15 protein-coding genes, 1 other RNA gene and 1 pseudogene are annotated in these 17,573 nt (G+C 65.3%); 10 read left to right on the top strand and 7 right to left on the bottom strand.

Features of this window, described 5'->3' with window-relative positions; genetic code table 11:
* The 3 genes and pseudogenes from QOC76_RS00145 to QOC76_RS00135 form a co-directional block, all read right to left on the bottom strand.
* Positions 1-280, bottom strand: a pseudogene (locus tag QOC76_RS00145) (HNH endonuclease); the annotation flags it as partial.
* A 64-nt stretch (positions 281-344) separates the two neighbouring features.
* Positions 345-800, bottom strand: a complete 456-nt coding sequence (locus tag QOC76_RS00140; protein WP_526352919.1) for a Clp protease N-terminal domain-containing protein — start codon at positions 798-800, stop codon at positions 345-347.
* Positions 801-813: 13 nt separating this feature from the next.
* Positions 814-2,190 (bottom strand): FAD-dependent oxidoreductase, encoded by a 1,377-nt coding sequence (locus QOC76_RS00135; protein WP_526352917.1) that lies wholly within the window; start codon positions 2,188-2,190, stop codon positions 814-816.
* Between the two features lie 145 nt (positions 2,191-2,335).
* Here QOC76_RS00135 and prfB point away from each other — a divergent pair, with 145 nt between their 5' ends.
* The 9 genes from prfB (at position 2,336) to QOC76_RS00090 (ending at position 11,101) form a co-directional block, all read left to right on the top strand.
* Positions 2,336-3,442: a peptide chain release factor 2 gene (prfB, locus tag QOC76_RS00130; RefSeq protein WP_526352915.1), complete on the top strand. Its 1,107-nt coding sequence runs from the start codon at positions 2,336-2,338 to the stop codon at positions 3,440-3,442.
* Positions 3,432-4,412, top strand: a complete 981-nt coding sequence (locus tag QOC76_RS00125) for a mechanosensitive ion channel family protein (RefSeq protein WP_526352913.1) — start codon at positions 3,432-3,434, stop codon at positions 4,410-4,412. Before prfB ends, QOC76_RS00125 begins: the two co-directional genes overlap by 11 nt.
* Positions 4,409-4,867 (top strand): Rv3103c family proline-rich protein, encoded by a 459-nt coding sequence (locus QOC76_RS00120; protein WP_526352911.1) that lies wholly within the window; start codon positions 4,409-4,411, stop codon positions 4,865-4,867. The genes QOC76_RS00125 and QOC76_RS00120 overlap by 4 nt, the downstream gene beginning before the upstream one ends.
* 45 nt (positions 4,868-4,912) lie before the next feature.
* Positions 4,913-5,602 carry a cell division ATP-binding protein FtsE gene (gene ftsE / locus QOC76_RS00115; protein ID WP_526352925.1) on the top strand — a complete coding sequence of 230 codons (690 nt, stop codon included), beginning with the start codon at positions 4,913-4,915 and terminating at the stop codon, positions 5,600-5,602.
* Complete coding sequence (gene ftsX / locus QOC76_RS00110; protein WP_526352909.1) at positions 5,602-6,495, top strand: permease-like cell division protein FtsX; 894 nt, start codon at positions 5,602-5,604, stop codon at positions 6,493-6,495. Before ftsE ends, ftsX begins: the two co-directional genes overlap by 1 nt.
* A 2-nt stretch (positions 6,496-6,497) precedes the next feature.
* Positions 6,498-6,992: an SsrA-binding protein SmpB gene (gene smpB / locus QOC76_RS00105; RefSeq protein ID WP_526352907.1), complete on the top strand. Its 495-nt coding sequence runs from the start codon at positions 6,498-6,500 to the stop codon at positions 6,990-6,992.
* Positions 6,989-7,834: an EamA family transporter gene (locus QOC76_RS00100; RefSeq protein ID WP_526352923.1), complete on the top strand. Its 846-nt coding sequence runs from the start codon at positions 6,989-6,991 to the stop codon at positions 7,832-7,834. Before smpB ends, QOC76_RS00100 begins: the two co-directional genes overlap by 4 nt.
* A 79-nt stretch (positions 7,835-7,913) precedes the next feature.
* Positions 7,914-10,208, top strand: coding sequence for a putative bifunctional diguanylate cyclase/phosphodiesterase (locus tag QOC76_RS00095; RefSeq protein WP_526352905.1), 2,295 nt, complete (start codon positions 7,914-7,916; stop codon positions 10,206-10,208).
* A gap of 47 nt (positions 10,209-10,255) precedes the next feature.
* Positions 10,256-11,101 (top strand): maleylpyruvate isomerase family mycothiol-dependent enzyme, encoded by an 846-nt coding sequence (locus QOC76_RS00090; protein ID WP_526352903.1) that lies wholly within the window; start codon positions 10,256-10,258, stop codon positions 11,099-11,101.
* Here QOC76_RS00090 and QOC76_RS00085 read toward each other — a convergent pair.
* Positions 11,089-11,331 carry a hypothetical protein gene (locus tag QOC76_RS00085; RefSeq protein WP_526352901.1) on the bottom strand — a complete coding sequence of 81 codons (243 nt, stop codon included), beginning with the start codon at positions 11,329-11,331 and terminating at the stop codon, positions 11,089-11,091. The two genes, QOC76_RS00090 and QOC76_RS00085, sit on opposite strands and share 13 nt — an antisense overlap.
* 137 nt (positions 11,332-11,468) lie before the next feature.
* Positions 11,469-11,996, bottom strand: a complete 528-nt coding sequence (locus QOC76_RS00080) for a hypothetical protein (RefSeq protein ID WP_526352899.1) — start codon at positions 11,994-11,996, stop codon at positions 11,469-11,471.
* Between the two features lie 248 nt (positions 11,997-12,244).
* Here QOC76_RS00080 and ssrA point away from each other — a divergent pair.
* Positions 12,245-12,613: a transfer-messenger RNA gene (gene ssrA / locus QOC76_RS00075) on the top strand.
* 92 nt (positions 12,614-12,705) lie between these two features.
* Here ssrA and QOC76_RS00070 read toward each other — a convergent pair.
* Together QOC76_RS00070 and QOC76_RS00065 are read right to left on the bottom strand one after the other, a co-directional pair.
* Entirely contained in the window at positions 12,706-15,129 is a 2,424-nt protein-coding gene (locus QOC76_RS00070) for an ATP-binding cassette domain-containing protein (RefSeq protein WP_526352921.1), read from the bottom strand.
* Between the two features lie 95 nt (positions 15,130-15,224).
* On the bottom strand, positions 15,225-16,883 hold the full coding sequence (locus tag QOC76_RS00065) for a DUF7159 family protein (protein ID WP_526352897.1): 1,659 nt from the start codon (positions 16,881-16,883) through the stop codon (positions 15,225-15,227).
* Between the last annotated feature and the right edge of the window lie 690 nt (positions 16,884-17,573).

Genomic DNA, 17,573 nt, shown 5'->3' with positions numbered 1-17,573 from the left:
CCAACGCCGCCAACGTGTGCGGCATCTCATACACCAGCGCCTTGGCCAAACCCAGGTGCCGACCGCCGCGCGCCGGGGAATCCCGCCGCGCCAACGCCACCTCACTGGCCACCCCGCGACCCTGCCGCGCCCTGGGCACCCCGGCCGCCGCCTCATCGGCGCACCGCAACTCCTCCAGCGCCACCGCCGCACGCGCCTGCTCAGCCGCCGCCGCCGACTTGACCCGCTCCAACTCGGCGATCCGCTCGACCAGCGACGCTGAATCAATCAGTTCGAACATATGTGCGACGCTACGCCACTCCGCTGACATTGATTGCGTTCAACGGGTTCGCCGCGCGACTGACTCAGGGTTCGGCGGGCTCGGCACCGGCAGCTGAGCCCAACCGCCGCATGATGGTCTCTCGTACGTCTTCGGCTCGCACACCCAGTCCTGCGAACGTCTCGCATGTCGAGGGTTCGCTGATCAATCCGAGAACGATGTGTTCGGTGCCGATGTAGGTATGGCCCAGGGTCAACGACTCGCGAAGCGAGTGCTCGAGTGCATTCTTGGCGTCGTCGGAGAACTCGATGTGCTCCGCCGGCTCCTCTTCGCCGCTGCCGTACTTCGCAACGGTCCGCCGCCGCACGTCTTCCGCCTCGATACCGAGTGACGCCAGTACGGCGCCCCCCGTCGCAGCCTCAGCCGTCAGTACGCCGAGCAGGAGATGGTGGGAACCGACGTGATCCTGCCGAAGCGCCTGCGCCTCGCTCTGCGATGAAACGATCACCCGACGGGCAGTCGCGGTGAATCGCTCGAACATGACGGCCGCAACCTCAGCCGTGGGCGATCCGCAGCAGCTCTGCGACACTGGTCAGCTTCACCCGCGGCCTTCCGCCGGTTCCACCGGTCGAACGCTCGTGGTCGTCGATGAGCTTCCAGTGGTCGTCGGTGACGACCTTGGGCTGCCGCTCGACGAACCACTCGGCAAGCGCATCGAAATGATTGTCGTCGAAATCGGCGAGCTCCGCGCCGGCCAGGTCGCCCACCAACGTGTCGACGGTCTCCTGTGAATCGCTCTTGTTGCTGCCGATCACGCCTGTCGGCCCGCGCTTGATCCAGCCGACGACGTATTCGTTGCGGCTTCCTTCCACCCGACCGCCGGTATGCGGAATGGTGCCGTTCTTCTCGTCGAACGGCAGGCCGGGTGTCTCCACTCCGCGGTAGCCCACCGCGCGGACGATCAGCTGCGCGGCAAGCTCCTCGCGTTCGCCGGTGTCCTTGGCGGAAACCCGGCCGGTGTCGTCGGCGACAAGTTCATTGCGGCCCAACACGATCGACTCGACCTTCCCGTCACCCTTGATCTCGATCGGCGACGTACGGAATCGGAACACGATCCGCCGCGTCGCCCCTTTCGGCGCCGCCTCGGCGTAGCCCCGCAACACCTTGATGTTGTTGCGGACGGTCTTGCCCGCGGCATCCAAATCCTCCTCGCTGATGTCGGCGAAATCGGCGGGGTCGACGATGACGTCGACGTCTCCGAGACCTTCGAGATGGCCGAGCTCGCGCAACTCCAGCGTCGTGAACGGCGCCTGCAGCGGCCCGCGCCTGCCGATGATGAGCACCTCCTCGACCCCGCGGTCGTGCAGCACCTGCAGCGCGTGGTCGGCGATGTCGGTGGTGGCCAGCACATCGGGATCGGTGACCAGGATGCGCGCCACGTCCAACGCGACGTTGCCGTTGCCGACGACCACCGCCCGGCCGGTGGACAGGTCGGGCGCCATCTCCTCGAAGTGCGGGTGGGCGTTGTACCAGCCGACGAAGTCAACGGCGGCGACGCTGCCTGCGAGATCCTCGCCGGGGATGTTCAGCGGGCGGTCGGACTGCGCACCGACGGCGTAGATCACCGCGTCGTAGCGCTCGGCCAGCTCGGCGCTCTGCACGTGATCGCCGACCACGATGTTGCCGAAGAACCGGAAGCGGGGATCGAGCGCCGTCTTCTCGAACTGGGCGCTGATCGACTTGATCTTCGGATGGTCCGGCGCCACACCGGAGCGCACCAGGCCCCAGGGCGTCGGCAGCATCTCGAGCATGTCGACCCGCACGTCGGCGTCGTCATCCTTGTCTGCGAATTTCAACAATGAAGCCGCGGCGAAGTACCCGGACGGGCCTGAGCCGACGATCGCCACGTGGTACGGGCGCCTCTGAGGCATAGGTGTGCCTTACTGTCACTGCCCGGCGACATGCAGGGGCTGTCGCGTCTATCGCCAAGCTGGTTTCCCCAACTGATGCTAGAACGCGCACCCGCCGTGCTGCCGCTGGTCAGGAAGAACTGCCACGCCGGTAACCTGATCTCCCGTGGATCCTGACCGTCAAGCCGACATCGCCGCCCTCGACTCCACCCTGACGACGGTGGAGCGGGTGCTCGATGTCGACGGCCTGCGGAGCCGCATCGAGAAGCTGGAAACCGAGGCCTCCGACCCCAACCTGTGGGACGACCAGACGCACGCCCAAAAGGTCACCAGTGACCTATCTCACAGACAGGGTGAGCTCCGGCGTGTCGAGGAGCTGCGGCAGCGCGTCGAGGACCTCCCTGTGCTCTACGAGCTAGCCGCCGAAGAGGGTGGCAGCGACGACCTGGCCGAGGCCGACGCCGAGCGCAAGCAGCTGCGCGAGGACATCGAGGCGATGGAAGTCCGCACGCTGCTCTCCGGGGAGTACGACCAACGCGAGGCGCTGCTCAACATCCGGTCCGGCGCAGGCGGGGTCGACGCCGCGGACTGGGCAGAGATGCTGATGCGGATGTACATCCGATGGGCGGAGAAGCACCACTACCCGGTCGAGGTGTTCGACACGTCCTACGCCGAGGAGGCGGGCATCAAGAGCGCGACGTTCGCCGTGCACGCCCCGTTCGCCTACGGCACGTTGTCGGTGGAGCAGGGCACCCACCGCCTGGTGCGCATCAGCCCATTCGACAACCAGGGCCGCCGCCAGACGTCGTTCGCCGAAGTCGAGGTGCTGCCCGTCACCGAGACCACCGACCACATCGACATTCCCGAGAGCGACATTCGTGTCGACGTCTACCGATCCAGCGGACCGGGCGGGCAGTCGGTCAATACGACCGACTCGGCGGTTCGACTCACGCACATCCCGACCGGTATCGTGGTCACTTGCCAGAACGAGAAGTCCCAATTGCAGAACAAGGTCTCGGCAATGCGGGTTCTTCAGGCAAAATTGTTGGAACGCAAGCGATTAGAAGAACGTGCTGAGCTGGATGCGCTGAAGGGCGACGGCGGCAGCTCGTGGGGCAATCAGATGCGGTCCTACGTTCTGCACCCGTACCAGATGGTCAAGGACCTGCGCACCGACTTCGAAGTCGGAAACCCCGCTGCGGTACTGGATGGAGACATCGACGGATTCCTCGAGGCCGGGATCCGTTGGCGCAACACAAACGATGACGAATAGCACCGTACTTGCATTGAATCTGGCCGACAGCTGGAACGGCTTTTGGCGCGGCAACCTCGGCCTGTGGGTTCTCGACCGCGGCGTGCGCATCGCGCTGTTGTTGATCGGCGGGCTGTTGGCGGCCCGGTTCATCAGCTGGACCGCCAACAGGGTGGTCGGGCGCATCGATGCCCAATATCGGCAAAGCGACCAGTTGGTGCGCTCCGAGAGCACCAAGCACCGCCAGGCTGTGGCGTCCGTGATCTCGTGGGTGTCGGTCGCCATCCTGTTCGTAATAGTCGCGGTGGAGATCACCGATATCATGGCTATACCGGTTGGCTCGTTGGTCGCGCCCGCCGCGGTACTCGGTGCCGCGCTCGGCTTCGGTGCCCAGCGCATCGTGCAGGATCTGCTGGCCGGGTTCTTCATCATCACCGAAAAGCAATATGGCTTCGGCGATCTGGTGTCGCTGACGGTCGCGGGCATCGCCGCTCCGGCGGAGGGCACAGTCGAGGACGTCACGCTTCGAGTCACCAAGCTGCGCTCCGCGGAAGGTGAGATGTTCACCATTCCCAACGGGCAGATCGTCAAGACGCTGAACCTGTCCAAGGACTGGGCGCGCGCGGTCGTCGACATTCCGGTTCCGACATCGGCCGACCTGAACGTCGTCAACGACCTGCTGCACGATGTGGCCGAGAAGGCGATGGAAGACCCCGCGCTCAAGGACCTGCTGCTCGACGCGCCGCAGCTGATGGGTGTGGAAAGCATCGAGCTGGACACCGTGAACCTGCGCATGGTGGCGCGCACGCTGCCGGGCAAGCAGTACGAGGTGGGTCGGCGGATCCGCGTGCTGGTGGTCAGGGCGTTGCGTCGGGCCGGCATCGCGTCAACCGACGGCACGTCACCGATGGTCGCAGCGATTCCACATCCCGCGGAGACGGCTGCCGCAGAGGAAGCGGATACCCAGCAAGCACCGGAGCAGAAGCAGTGACCTCCTGGTTCAAGGCGAAGCTCGGCGGCCGCTTCCGGGTGTCGACCGTGGTGCTCTTGATCGCATTCATCGCGCTGTTCTGGGTGCAGCAGACGTTCCAGCCGGAACCGGCCCCGGAAGCGCCTGCTTCCTCGGTCGTTCCGCCGGGCTTCGTGCCCGACCCGAACTACACCTGGGTGCCGCGCACGCAGGTTCGGCGCCCCAAGGAGCCGGACTACACGACCACGACGACGCCGACGACCACCACGACGGAGACGACGACGCCATCGCCGGTGGACACCACGACCAGTTCGCCGACGGAGACCTCGCCGAGCCCGACGACGACGGTTGTCGATCCGGACGGACCCGGACCGCTCGCTCCGCAGACGCTGACTCAGACACCGACGGTGACGGCGCCGACGACGGCCCCGCCCGTACCGGGAACGGTGCCCGCCACGCCCGCGGCGCCGAGATAGCTCGACGGACCCTGCCTTGCCTCACCGCTACACTGGCGTGCCGTGATGATCACGCTCGACCACGTAAGCAAGCATTACAAGTCCTCGGCGCGCCCTGCGCTGGACAATGTCTCGCTCCGGATCGACAAGGGTGAGTTCGTTTTTCTCATCGGTCCATCCGGTTCGGGCAAGTCGACCTTCATGCGACTGTTGCTTGCCGAGGAGTCGCCGACCAACGGCGACGTGCGGGTGTCGAAGTTCCACGTCAACAAGCTCCCCGGCCGCCACATTCCCAGCCTGCGGCAGGTCATCGGCTGTGTCTTTCAGGACTTCCGGCTGCTGCAGCAGAAGACGGTCTTCGAGAACGTGGCCTTTGCCCTCGAGGTGATCGGCAAGCGGCGCGATGTGATCAACCGGGTGGTGCCCGACGTCCTCGAGATGGTCGGGCTGTCGGGGAAGGCGAACCGGCTGCCCGGCGAGCTGTCCGGCGGCGAGCAGCAGCGGGTGGCGATCGCCCGCGCCTTCGTGAACCGCCCGCTCCTGCTGCTGGCCGACGAGCCGACAGGAAACCTGGATCCCGAGACCAGCAAGGACATCATGGATCTGCTCGAGCGCATCAACCGCACGGGGACCACCGTGTTGATGGCGACTCACGACCATCACATCGTCGACTCGATGCGGCAGCGCGTCGTCGAGCTCAGCCTCGGCCGTCTCGTTCGTGACGAGCAGCGCGGCATCTACGGAATGGACCGCTAGTGCGCTTAGGCTTCCTGCTCAACGAGGTCCTGACCGGCCTTCGTCGCAACGTCACCATGACGATTGCGATGATCCTGACCACCGCGATCTCGATCGGCTTGTTCGGCGGCGGTCTGCTGGTGGTGCGCCTCGCCGACAACTCGCGCGCCATCTACCTGGATCGCGTCGAGAGCCAGGTGTTCCTGACCAACGACGTCTCGGCCAATGACCCGACCTGTGACGCCGACCCGTGCAAGTCTCTGCGGCAGAGAATCGAAGACAGAGATGACGTGCGGTCCGTACGTTTTCTGAACCGCGACGACGCCTACAACGATGCGATCAAGAAGTTCCCGCAGTACAAGGACGTCGCGGGCAAGGATGCGTTCCCCGCGTCGTTCGTCGTCAAGCTCGACAATCCAGAGCAGCACAAAGACTTCGACGATGCGATCGCCGGCCAGCCGGGTGTGTTGAACGTACTGAACCAGAAGGATTTGATCGACCGGCTGTTCGCGGTTCTCGACGGGCTTTCCAACGCAGCGTTCGCGGTGGCGCTCGTGCAGGCGGTTGGAGCGGTTCTGTTGATAGCCAACATGGTTCAAGTGGCGGCTTACACCCGTCGAACCGAAGTGGGCATCATGCGTCTGGTCGGTGCGAGCCGCTGGTATACGCAGCTGCCGTTCTTGTTGGAAGCCTGTCTGGCCGCCCTCATCGGTGTGGTCATCTCGATCGTCGGCTTGATCATCGTGCGCGCGTTTTTCCTGGATAACGCGCTGAGTCAGTTCTACGAAGCCAATCTCATTGCGAGAGTGGACTACGCCGACATCCTCTACATCGCACCGATATTGATCTTCGTCGGCGTCGCGATGGCCGGTGCCACCGCCTACGCCACCCTGCGCCTGTACGTCAGACGTTGATCGTGGCAAAGAAAGCCGACCCGACGAGGTCAAGCAACAACCGAGTAGTCGCGACCAATCGCAAGGCGCGACACAACTATTCGATCCTCGAGACGTTCGAGGCGGGCGTTGCGCTGATGGGCACAGAGGTGAAGAGCCTGCGCGACGGCGCGGCCTCGTTGGCCGACGCGTTCGCCACCGTTGACGACGGCGAGATTTGGTTGCGCAACCTGCACATCCCCGAGTACCACCACGGCAGCTGGACCAACCACGCACCGCGGCGCAATCGCAAGCTGTTGTTGCACCGCAAGCAGATTGACACGCTGGTCGGCAAGATCCGCGACGGCAACCTGACCCTGGTGCCGCTGTCGCTGTACTTCTCCGACGGCAAGGTCAAGGTCGAACTCGCGCTGGCCCGCGGCAAGCAGGCCCACGACAAGCGCCAGGACCTCGCCCGCCGCGACGCGCAGCGCGAAGTGACCCGGGAACTGGGTCGACGCGCCAAGGGTATGACCTGATCGGGATCGCGCTCGCGCTGGCGTCGGCGCTGGGATTCGGCGTCAGCGATTTCGTCGGCGGAATTGCATCGCGACGGGTGGCAGCGTTGCGGGTGGTGCTGGTGTCCTACCCGGTGGCCTTGGTGCTGCTCTTGGTGCTGGCGCTGATCGTCGGCGGCGACGTCTCGCACGGCGCGATATTGTGGGGTGGCCTGTGCGGTGTGTCGCAGGCGTTCGGTGTCTGGTGGTTCTACGCCGCGTTGGGCGCGGGGCCGATTTCGGTGGTGTCGCCTCTGACGGCGATTCTGGTCGCGGCGATACCCGTCGGCGTGGGTCTCGCGTCGGGGGAGCGGCCGGGCGCTATCGCAGGCGTCGGTGTCGTGCTCGCGCTGGCGGCCGTGGTGTTGGTCAGCCGAGATGCTTCCGACGAGGACATCACCCCGCACAAGTTCACGACGAAGGTCGCGTGGTTGACGGTGGGTTCGGGAATCGCGTTCGGGCTGAACTTCGTGTTGATCGCGCAGGCGCCGCCCGAGGCCATGCTCTGGCCGCTGGTGTTCGCGCGGTTGGCGGCCAGCGTCTTGGTACTGGTCATCGCGGGGGTAACGGCCAACCTGCGAGCGCCGACCGGAACCCCACTACGGCTGGCGTTCCTGGCCGCGGCACTGGACACCGCGGCCAATGTGGCGATGCTGTTCGCGCTGCACGCGTCGCTGCTGTCGCTGGCCGGTGTGCTGATGTCGCTGTATCCGGCGGCGACGGTGTTGCTGGCGATCGTCGTGCTGCGTGAGCGGGTTACCCGCCCGCAGGCGGTCGGCATGGCGGTGGCGCTGATATCGGTCGCCATGATCGCCTCGGCCTGATTGCCGTCACTGGGGTTTGCTCGGATAAGGCATCATGGCAGTTGAGTGTTTGCCAGGAAACATGAGAGGTAGGGGTCGGGTGTCAATCAGAGGCGGTCAGCTGCGCCTCGGCCTCTTTGCCGCCCTGTTGGCGCTGTTATGCGTCAACGCGTGCGCACTCTGGGGCGAGCAGACTGCCCGATGGGTGTTCATGGCACTGCAGGCGATCATCGTCCTCGGCGCAATCACGTGCGCCCTGGTGGTCGCCCGGCGCAAGCGCGGCTTGACGAGGGGCTGGCGGCTGGTCGTGGTCGCTGGGTTCCTGTCCTCAGGGGCCGGTGACCTCCTCTGGTATGCACTCCGTGCCGCCGACGACGGCACTGCACCACCCCTTGCCGTCGCCCTGTACTTCATGCCGCCGTTGCTGACTTTGGTTATCGCGGTGGTGCTGGTGCGCGCCGGTGGCCCGGTCACCGAAGAACCAGAGGATCCAATCCGCGCTTCGCGCATCATCACGGTCCTCGACGGACTGGTGGCGGCGATTTCGTTCGGGATGCTGGTGCTGATGTCCGGGTTCGGCGACAGGACCGGGGCGGTGCTGCCCCGGTCGGAGAACACTGTGGTGCTTGTCGCCTACGCGGTGATCGAACTCGTGGTGGTGGTCACCGCGGTGCTCACTGCAATCGCCTATCGTGCGAACCGCTTGTATCGGGCCAATTTCCTTCTTCTCGCCTGCGGTGTGCTCACTATCGCCGCCTCGGATCGGATGGTGATCTACCTGCGAACCGTCGGCCATGAAGGCGGCCACCTCTGGGGAAGCATCGGATTCGTATTAGGCCAGTTGCTGATCGCTTATTCGGTGCTGGACTTCGCGCCGCGGCCGGCGCCGGGTCGCGGACGAAGTGCCTTGGATTGGATTCAGCTGGTGCTGCCCTACATCGGGTTTCTCGGCATCACGTCGCTGTATGTCTTCCATCTCGCGCTCGGCCGTCGTCTGAATGTGATCGAGCTTTACGCGGCAATGGTGATCATCACTCTGGTCACCGCCCGACAGGTCATTGCGATGCGCGCACAGCGGCGCTTGATGCATCGGCTCTATGAGACCCAACACCGGCTCGCCCACCAGGTGCACCACGACGCACTCACCGGGTTGCCCAACCGCGTGCTGTTCGCAGAGCGGCTGGACGAGGCCATCGGCGCCGGCGCGTTCGTGTTGATCTTCGTCGACCTCGACGACTTCAAAGAGGTCAACGACCGGTTCGGCCATGCCGGCGGCGACGAACTGCTGCGTGCGGTGGGTGAACGACTGCAGCGATGTACCGGCGACGCCGACACATTGGCACGCATCGGGGGTGACGAGTTCGCGATCTTGATCAGCGGGGAGCGGGAAGCACCCGAGGTGGTCGCGGACCGCATCCGATTAGCCATCCGCGATCCGTTCGCGATCCACGGCTCGTCGATCAGGGTGCGCGCGAGCATGGGGCTGGTCCGTCCGGACGCCGAAACCCCCCCGCCCACATCCGACGATCTGCTGAGGCAGGCGGACGTCTCGATGTACGCGGGTAAGCGGGTGGGTAAGGACACCGCGGTCATCTACCGCCCGTCGCTGGGGGTATCGACGGATTTCCCGACCGCGCTCCGGCGGGCCGAGGGCCGCGTGCCGGCCGGCTTCAGCCTCGTATATCAGCCGGTGGTACGACTGCCGGACGCGTCGCCGGTCGCGATCGAGGCGTTGGCACGGTGGACCGCCCCCAACGGAACCGACATCCAACCCGACGCGTTCGTCGCCGCCGCCGAAGCCGCCGGTCTGGGCGCAGCGCTCGACGCCATGGTGCTCGACCTTGCGTGCAGCGAGTTCGAGTCCTCCGGAGTCGACCACGTCTTGCACGTCAACATCGGCGCGGCGCGGCTGGGCAGCCTGGAGTTCGAGCGGCGGGTCCTTCGAACGCTGGATCGCTGTGGATTGACCCCGGACCAGCTCGTCCTGGAAATCACCGAGACGGTGCCGGTCGTCGATCTTGCCGAGGCGGCCGCCCAGATCGCCCGGCTCAGGGCGATCGGCATCAAGGTCGCCCTGGACGATTACGGCGCCGGCTACAGCTCGCTGACGTATCTGCACGCGTTGCCCGTGCAGATCATCAAGCTCGACCGCGGTCTGGCGGTCGGCCCCGAGCCGGATCGGATCGAGACGCTGTACCGCTCGGTCATCCGGCTGTGTGACTCGTTGGGTATCGACGTCATCGCCGAGGGCATCGAGTCGACGGCGCAGGCCGACACGGTGTTCGCCGGGGGATGCCGGCTGGCGCAGGGGCACCTGTTTGGGCGCGCCGCGCCCATCTCGGATCTCTCCCTCGCTCGAGCGAGCGTGTCTGTTGCCGAACACGCCGGTGAATAGCAGCATTTGGTGCACGCTCGCGGTCTCGTGAGCGGTACCGTCGCCCGGTGAACAGCCCCTCGCGGCCGGTGACGCGGCTGAACAAATCCGACGTGCTGAACGGACTCTTCGGCAGCTGGGACGCGATTGACCGGGTCATCGGCGATCTGCCTGAGCAGCAGTGGAGCGAGCAGACGGCGCTGCCGGGCTGGACCGTGCATGACGTCGTCGCGCACGTTATCGGCACCGAGTCGATGCTGCAGGGCGTCGGCACACCGGAGGCCGACGTCGACGTCTCGACGCTCAAGCACGTGCGCAATGACATCGGCGTGCTGAACGAGCGGTGGGTGCGCTGGCAGCGGGAGTTGAGTCACGCCGAGCTGCTGGAGAAATTCCGGGCGACGACGGCCGGGCGGCGCGAGGCGCTGACGTCGATGGCGGAGACGCAGTGGCATGAGCTCACGGCGACGCCCGCCGGTCCGGACAGCTACGGCAGGTTCATGCGGGTGCGGACCTTCGACTGCTGGATGCATGAGCACGATGTGCGCGACGCCGTGGGTCGGCCGGCTGACCGCGACGACTTCATGGGTCCGGCGTCGCGGCTGGCCCTCGACGAGATGGCGGCGAGCATGGGGTTCGTGGTCGGCAAGCTGGGCGGAGCGCCCGAGGGTTCGCGGGTGCGGCTACAGCTGACAGGGCCGCTGTCGCGCACGATCAACGTGGCTGTCGACGGCCGCGCGAAAGTGGTCGACGACTTCGACGACGCCGAGCCGACGACGACGATCACGTTGGACGGTCTGCTGTTCACCCGGCTTGCCGGTGGCCGCCAGCCCGTCGACCACACCGCCATCACCTACGGTGGCGACGAGGCGGTGGGGCGGCGGATCGTCGAGCACCTCAATTACGTCATCTGATCCGTCTCGTCGTCCTGCTGTTCTTCCCGTCGGCGCCGCTCGCGCTCGCGTCGACTGTAAGCCGCATGGAGGACGGCGTCCTCGCCGTCGAACCTGGATCCGAGGGCGCCGGCGACGATGCCGATCGAGGACGACAGCCAGACGATCTGCGCGTAGTCACGCAGCCCTGCCGGATGGCCCACTTGCGACTGCAGGTAGCGGCCGTCGACCACCGAAACGACGGCGACCATGATCACCGCACAGAGCCCGCGTACATCACCGAGAGTCCGATGGCCAATGTGAGCACCGTGGAGGCGTTGAAGAGCACGGTTTCAGCACGGGCGCGACCGCTAGACGGCCGGTCCCAAAGGCTGTTGTAACAGACGAACTAGACAACCATGGCCGCGATGGCCAGCGCCGAGATCAACGCCAGCCGCCACGGGTGCAGGATCATGGCCATTTGCCAGATAGAGGAGTAAAAGATCGTCAGGCCTGCAGCGGTAGCGCTCTGCAGCGACGGGACCAAGCGCCACGGCCGATTGGCGAATACCATCCCGGCCAGCATTTGCAGGCGACCTCTGATTCCGGTCAGCGCCAGGCGTTGGTTGTCTCCCGGCAGGTCGGCGGAAATTCGCCGGACCGGGATCCGAAGGGCCCCCATTCGCCGGGGAAATGTGGCCTCGCGCCCGGAAGGTGTGATCAGTGGTACAGCCACACCACACAATCGTTGCCGCACTCGCATGACGCCGAATGCGGGCAGTGAAAACAGTGCTACTCGGGCTTCGATGTTGTAGTCGGCAACCAGGGGTGTGGTGCCCGCCCGCATGGGTAGCTCGGTGATCATGACGACGACGTCGGAACCCTGATCCGACCGGTAACGCCGGGCGAGGTCGACCATCGGGATACCGCCGTCCATCCAGCGGTATCGGCTCGTTCGCGAAGCACACCTGCCAGTCCGGTAGCGCCTTCATCAGGGTGTCTGCGACCCCGGCGGGGACCCCCCATCGACCACGAGTCCGATGGTGTGGTCGGTCATTGGCACCGGGTACCCGCCGCGATCGGCGTGATGCGGCCGTCGCCGCGGACACGGGATGAAACACATGAAGGTCTCTGTTGTAACAGGCGTACCATAGATTGTCCTGCCGAAATCCGGCAGGTGTGCGAGGGGCTGAACGGTTTCGACTTCGCGCATCGAATCAAGGGAAGCGTGCCGGTGCAGGCAAGAGACCACCGTAAGCGTCGTTGCAACCAATTAAGCGCCGATTCCAATCAGCGCGACTACGCACTCGCTGCCTAAGCGACTGCGTGTCTGTCAGACCGGGAGCGCCCTCGGCCCGGAGCCTGGCATCAGCTAGAGGGACAAACCCATACGTCCGGTCGCGGGATGTACGGGGACACCAAACAGCGACTGGGATCGTCATCCTGACTTGTTCGCGTGATCAGGAGATCCGAGTAGAGGCATAGCGGACTGCGCACGGAGAAGCCTTGAAGGAATGCCGTAGGACCCGGGTTCGATTCCCGGCAGCTCCACCAGAAGGGCCGCAGAGATGCGGCCCTTTTTTGGATCACGACTACGAGCCGGCACGGTGCAATCGAGAAAAGCCGACGATTGGCGGACATTCCGCCTATTCGCAGTCGAGCCGAATTTTCCAGCGGGCGAGCAGGGCGTAACCGGAGCCCAGCAGGGCGAGCATGCCCATGTCGAAGATCCACGTCGTCGGCGTATGTTGCCAGTACGAGTCTCTGGTCTGCGGTGTCGGAACCAGCTTGATCAAGTCCGCCGTCGAGGCCGACGCGGCAAAGCCCCATCGGGCCGGTGTGAACCAGGACAGCTGATCGAGCGGCAGACGGTGCGTCACAGGGATCATGCCGCCGCAGAACACCAGCTGGGAGATGACCAGTACCACCAACATCGGCATGATCTGGTCGTTGGAGCGGGCCACGGCAGACAGCGCCAGGCCGAGTATCGCCCCTGTGATGCACGTTCCCGCAACGGTTACGAAAAGTTCGACGGTTGGGTTGCCGAGCATCAGAGCGCCTCGGGTGGGACCGCCTTTGCCGTTGACAACGATCGTCACAAGGATCGCCGACTGGATGACCGCCGCCGCGGTGTATACGCAGATCTTGGCCAGCAGATACGCCGTCGCCGACAGCCCCACTGCCTGCTCACGGCGGAAGATCGTGCGCTCGCCGATCAGGTCCCGAATCGTGAGCGCGGTTCCCATGAAGATCGCCCCCATGGTCAGCAAGACCAGGATTTGGCCTGGCTCGTCAGGCGCATCGCCCATCGGGTTCGGGATACCGAAGCCCACGTTTCCCGACACGGCTAGCGATAGCACACCCAGGACAATCGGGAGCAGTGCCAGGAACGCGAAGTAGGTGCGGTCGGACACGATGAGGCGCAGTTGACGGCGTCCAATAGTTGAGAATTGCCGCCGCAAGCTGGTGTGCACCGGCTTGCCCAGATCGGTCGGCTTGTGGGTGTCCGGCGGCGCGGGCGGCGGGGTCGTCTGCTGGAGGAATCGCCGATTGGCCGCGTCGGGATCGAGGCCAATGTTGGTGAAGATGTCGGCCCAGTTCGTCGTGCCCAACGCCCGGCCTATCCCGCTGGGCGGCCCGCAAAACGCGGTCTTCCCTCCGGGGGCCAGCAGCAGCACTTGATCGCACATGTCGAGGAAGGTTAAGGAGTGTGTCACCACAACGACGGTGCGGCCGGCGTCGGCGAGTTGGCGCAGCATCGTCATCACTTGGCGGTCCAGTGCGGGGTCCAGCCCAGAGGTTGGTTCGTCGAGTATCAAAAGGGAGGGGCCGGTCAACAGTTCCATCGCCACCGACGCGCGTTTGCGCTGACCGCCGGAGAGCCGGTCGACCCGGGTCCGGGCGTGGGCGTTGAGCTCCAGTTCCTCGAGCACCTGGCCCAACACTTCCCGCCGATCGTGCTTGGTGGTATCCGGCGGCAACCGTAACTCGGCGGCGTAGCCGAGCGCCTGCTTGACAGTGAGCTGTCTATGCACCACGTCGTCCTGGGGAACCATCCCGATACGACTGCGCAACGAGGCGTATTGGCCGTGGATGTCGTGTCCCTCGAACGAGACCTTCCCGCGGCTAGGGCGGGCGGTCCCGGCGATGACTTTGGCCAACGTCGACTTGCCGGCACCGGACGGGCCGATCACCGCGGTCAGTGTTCCTGGCTCTGCGCCAAACGAGATGTTGTTAAGCAGCTCCTGCCCGTGCTCAATCGTCAGGCTTATCGCGCGCACCTGCAGGCCGCCGGCGCGAGTGGCGGCTCGGGTTTCGTTGCGACGAACCAGGGTGCCACCCCGAAACAGCAGATCGGCGTTGCCAATGGTCACCAAATCGTTCTCGGCCAGCAGCGCCTGATCGATGCGGGTGCCGTTGACGAATGTCCCGTTGATGCTGCGCGCGTCTACGATCTTGACGCCCTCGGGGGTTGGCAACAACGTGGCGTGGTGACGTGACGCCAGCACATCGGGAAGCACGATGTCGTTGTCGGTGGCGCGCCCGACCGTGACGGCGCCCGGCGGCGCGGCCGACGGCCCGCGAAGGATCCGGATAATGCTGATCGCCAGGTTCGACCCGTCGCCGCCGCGCCTCGCTGAGAGCCTGATCGAGGTGGGAATAGCAGAGGTGGGTAGCGAGTCCGCTGCGCCAACCTGCTCTGGTGGCCGGCTCGACAACGGCTGCCCGTCCCGCGGCGGTCTGACCAGAGGGGCCGCGCTCGGCGGCCTGCCGACGGCGCCGGCGGGCCGGCCGAGCTCGAAAGTCAGCCGCGGCCCGTCCGGATTACTGACGTTGATGATCTGCCCGTCGCGGACGTCTACCGACAGCACCTGACGCCGGTCAACGAACATTCCATTGAGCGTGCTGTTGTCGATCGCCACCCACCGGCCGTGTTCGAAGCGCAGCACCACATGTGCCCGCGACACTAACGGGTGGGTCAGGCGAACATCGGCTCGCAGATCACGTCCAATTACCACGTCATGACCCGGCGCGAAGGTGCGTTCTGACCCGTCGGTGCGGACCGTCAGTGCGGGCGTCGAGGCTTCCTGGTTCGATGCGACCGCCGACGCCCCGTCAAGTCCGGTGACTTGCTTAGAAACACTGGATGGTCTCGTGCGCTTACTTAGCCCCACGGCCACCAGCGCTCACGGTCGCCGTGGCCGCGCAGATCAGGTGCCGGGGCCTGGGGCGGTGACCAAGCCGGCGCCTGGGGCGGTGACCAAGCCGGCGCCTGGGACGGTGACCAAACCGGTGCTTGGGGCGGTGACCAAACCGGTGCCTGGGGCGGTGACCAGATCGGCGCCTGGGGCGCTTGCTGCTGCGGCAGTTGAGCGGCGGGTTGCGTTGGTCCAAGAGGGATCCGCAGAGGCCCTATCCGCAGTATTGGCGGCCCCGACGGAAAGGTGAGCCCCGGTGTCTGCGAGGGCGGAAGGACAGGGGCGACTGCGACAGGCGGCGGCGGCACTGCAACCGGCGGAAGCCCCGCGGCGGGAGCCAGTACTGGCTGCGCTTCCGCGGGCGGTGGCTGGACGGCGATGGGAGCCTCGGTGTACGGGGCCTCGGCCACAACCGGCGATGGTTCGGTAATCAGGCGCGACGGCGCCGGTTGCTTGGCGACGGGCGCTCGAGCAGCGGGTTCCGGGGCCGGCGCGATCACAGGCGCCGCGACAGGAGGGTCGGCCGCGACCTGGATCGGCTCCGGGCTTGCTGACGAAGGTGGCGGCTGGAGCACCTGTGCTTGAGGAACCGATACCGGACTACGGACTACCGCTGGATCTTGCGCAGGCGGCGGCGTCGACACAGCTACGCTTGGAGCTGCGGCTTTTTCGGCCTCGGGCAAGCCCTGATTTTGGGCTGTCGTGCTGGCAATGCTGAAAGCCAGCGACATCATCAGCGCGACAACTCCAAGCACACAGACTGCCGCAACCAAGCTGCCGATCGGAATGAGCACTGCTCGGCCCATCCGGGTGACCACTGAGTCGAGGTCGTCGTCGTCCTCGAGGTCTACCTCCAGCGGCGGAGACACCACCGTGTCGGCGGCGGACAGCCTGACTTCATTGCCGTCGGGGTCCTGCGAATAAGCCAGGCCAACGGTCGGCGCCTCGAGCCCGACGGCACTTGCTGCAGCCAACGCCGCACCACGGGCAAGGCCCAATTCTGGTTCCTCGGGTGCGATGACCGGCACCGCTAGCAGGCTCTCTAGCTTGGACTTGACCACACCGGTCTCGACGCGAGAGCCCACGATTACTATGCCCTGGACCTGGGCGCCGATCGGTTCGAGGCTTGTCAGGATTTCCGGTATCACGTCTGCAACGTTCGCGCCGCAGAAGGTATGGGGCAGGCCCTCGGCAATTGACCCGTCGGCGCTATTAACGATCGACAGCGTGGCGGTGTCGAGCTGTATCAGCAGAACCGCAGTGGTGTCGTAGCCAAGGGCACGGCCGATCGTCTGGGCGAGCGCTCCTGCGGCGCTTTGCTCTGGCACCAGCACCACATCGTCTAGGCCGCGTGCGATCATGCTCTCGCGCAATTCAGCCTGCTGAGTCGGACCGTCCCAAGTCACACCGCTGACAACCAAGTGATGACCATTTGCAAGGGCATTTTGCTGGGTGGCCAGGATTGCGTTGCTTACCTGTTCGGTAGGGCTGGGCTTCGGAACGCTCTCCGGCGCGGCCGTGTCGAAGACCTCGCTCTCGATGGTGACGCCGTCGGCTCTCTCGCCCTCGACCAACACCAGACGCGCGGTGGTTCCGGTTAATGACAGGCCCAGCACAATCTCCATTGGCCTCCCCCGCTCGAGATATTCGGGTGGACCTCTCCGCATGCGGAGGTGTTGATTAACGTACTCTTCGACCTCGGCTCCGTTTAGAAATCCGATCGATCGCCGATTTGTTCTGTATTAGTCCGGCAGCATGAAACAATTGCGCTGCATTCTGCGACGCCTATCTCTAAGTGATCAGGACGTCGCAGCGGATGGTGGCAAGGGCGTCATGACCCACCATCCAACGAGGACGGCCCGCATGTGCGGCGTTCCCCACATGCGGACCCTCGTTTTTCGGCTTGGCCGTCGCCCGAGTTCGTCGCGAGCTACGCGGCATGGAGAGCCAGGCACGGCTTGCCGGTGCACCTCGCGGAGAGAGCGTGCCCTGCGGAGAGAGAACGCCCACGCGAAGTCGGTTGCGTGATCCGCTTAATGGGAGCCGCATTAGCCGCAATTCCCGCAAGCATTTCGGTGTAGTTCCAGCCGATCTCCCCGCCGGACATGGCCGACAGGTTGATCATCTGCTCTCGGGTCAGGCGATCGATTGCCGCCAAACTATGTGGTTGCCGACGGCGTGACTCGCTTGTGCGCACAAGCCGCGCAACCAGCGATATAGAGGTATTGCGCATTCTGCTCACCAGCGCAGGGCAATGCGGCGGGTGGAATCGACGCGACTAGGTCAGCCGAACCAAGCGTCCTGCATCTCCAACG

Source organism: Mycobacterium sp. (assembly GCF_032159565.1).
Taxonomy (GTDB): Bacteria; Actinomycetota; Actinomycetes; order Mycobacteriales; family Mycobacteriaceae; genus Mycobacterium.
The sequence above is the reverse complement of the archived record's forward strand: the minus strand, read 5'-3'. Positions and strand labels throughout refer to the sequence as shown.

What these genes read in the sequence shown, in the direction of transcription:
- QOC76_RS00065 (WP_526352897.1), bottom strand. Translation starts at nt 16,883, where the DNA reads ATGGAGATTGTGCTGGGCCTGTCATTAACCGGAACCACCGCGCGTCTG.
- QOC76_RS00125 (WP_526352913.1), top strand. Translation starts at nt 3,432, where the DNA reads ATGACGAATAGCACCGTACTTGCATTGAATCTGGCCGACAGCTGGAAC.
- QOC76_RS00140 (WP_526352919.1), bottom strand. Translation starts at nt 800, where the DNA reads ATGTTCGAGCGATTCACCGCGACTGCCCGTCGGGTGATCGTTTCATCG.
- QOC76_RS00080 (WP_526352899.1), bottom strand. Translation starts at nt 11,996, where the DNA reads ATGGACGGCGGTATCCCGATGGTCGACCTCGCCCGGCGTTACCGGTCG.
- ftsE (WP_526352925.1), top strand. Translation starts at nt 4,913, where the DNA reads ATGATCACGCTCGACCACGTAAGCAAGCATTACAAGTCCTCGGCGCGC.
- QOC76_RS00085 (WP_526352901.1), bottom strand. Translation starts at nt 11,331, where the DNA reads ATGGTCGCCGTCGTTTCGGTGGTCGACGGCCGCTACCTGCAGTCGCAA.
- QOC76_RS00135 (WP_526352917.1), bottom strand. Translation starts at nt 2,190, where the DNA reads ATGCCTCAGAGGCGCCCGTACCACGTGGCGATCGTCGGCTCAGGCCCG.